Origin of the sequence: Paractinoplanes deccanensis, from assembly GCF_016862115.1 — a bacterium.
Classification (GTDB): domain Bacteria; phylum Actinomycetota; class Actinomycetes; order Mycobacteriales; family Micromonosporaceae; genus Actinoplanes; species Actinoplanes deccanensis.
Map to the genome: position 1 here is coordinate 1 of NZ_BOMI01000237.1, position 1,593 is coordinate 1,593.

A 1,593-nucleotide genomic window follows, 5' to 3' on the forward strand; every position below is an offset into this window, starting at 1 on the left:
CACGTTGAGTCCGGCGGCGTCCTACTCTCCCACACCCTCCCGAGTGCAGTACCATCGGCGCTGGAGGGCTTAGCTTCCGGGTTCGGAATGAGACCGGGCGTTTCCCCTCCGCTATGACCACCGAAACAGCTGTCAGCAACGGAACAAACCAGCATGGCTGTTCGTAAGCTGTGAATCACACAGTGGACGCGTTGAGCAAAAAGTATAAGGTGGTTAAGCCCTCGGCCTATTAGTACCGGTCGACTGAACCAGTTACCTGGCTTACATCTCCGGCCTATCAACCCAATAGTCTCTTGGGAGCCTTACCCACTCAAGGTGGTGGGATACCTCATCTCGAAGCGAGCTTCCCGCTTAGATGCTTTCAGCGGTTATCCCTTCCGAACGTAGCCAACCAGCCGTGCCCCTGGCGGGACAACTGGCACACCAGAGGTTCGTCCGTCCCGGTCCTCTCGTACTAGGGACAGCCCTTCTCAAGTATCCAACGCGCACGGCGGATAGGGACCGAACTGTCTCACGACGTTCTAAACCCAGCTCGCGTACCGCTTTAATGGGCGAACAGCCCAACCCTTGGGACCTGCTACAGCCCCAGGATGCGACGAGCCGACATCGAGGTGCCAAACCATCCCGTCGATATGGACTCTTGGGGAAGATCAGCCTGTTATCCCCGGGGTACCTTTTATCCGTTGAGCGACACCGCTTCCACACGCAAGTGCCGGATCACTAGTCCCGACTTTCGTCCCTGCTCGACCCGTCAGTCTCACAGTCAAGCTCCCTTGTGCACTTACACTCAACACCTGATTGCCAACCAGGCTGAGGGAACCTTTGGGCGCCTCCGTTACCCTTTAGGAGGCAACCGCCCCAGTTAAACTACCCACCAGACACTGTCCCTCGACCCGATCAGGGCCGCAAGTTAGATACCCAAACCAACCAGAGTGGTATTTCAAGATTGCCTCCACCTGAACTGGCGTCCAAGCTTCACCGGCTCCCACCTATCCTACACAAGCTAATTCGGATACCAATGTCAAGCTATAGTAAAGGTCCCGGGGTCTTTCCGTCCTGCCGCGCGTAACGAGCATCTTTACTCGTACTGCAATTTCGCCGGGCCTGTGGTTGAGACAGTGGGGAAGTCGTTACGCCATTCGTGCAGGTCGGAACTTACCCGACAAGGAATTTCGCTACCTTAGGATGGTTATAGTTACCACCGCCGTTTACTGGCGCTTAAGTTCTCCGCTTCGCCCCGAAGAGCTAACAGGTCCCCTTAACGTTCCAGCACCGGGCAGGCGTCAGTCCATATACATCGTCTTACGACTTGGCATGGACCTGTGTTTTTAGTAAACAGTCGCTTCCCCCTGCTCTCTGCGGCCATACCACGCTCCACCCGCAAAGGGGCTTCACGCGTCCGGCCCCCCTTCTCCCTAAGTTACGGGGGCAATTTGCCGAGTTCCTTAACCACAGTTCACCCGTCGCCTTAGTATTCTCTACCTGACCACCTGTGTCGGTTTCGGGTACGGGCCGCTCGGAACATCGCTAGAGGCTTTTCTCGGCAGCATAGGATCACTGACTTCACCTGAAACGGCTCGGCATCACGTCTCA

2 rRNA genes are annotated in these 1,593 nt (G+C 56.4%); both read right to left on the bottom strand.

The window, feature by feature from the left end:
- Window positions 1-8: 8 nt before the first annotated feature.
- Window positions 9-125, bottom strand: a 5S ribosomal RNA gene (gene rrf / locus Ade02nite_RS48790).
- A gap of 84 nt (window positions 126-209) precedes the next feature.
- Window positions 210-1,593 (bottom strand): 23S ribosomal RNA (locus Ade02nite_RS48795); the annotation flags it as partial.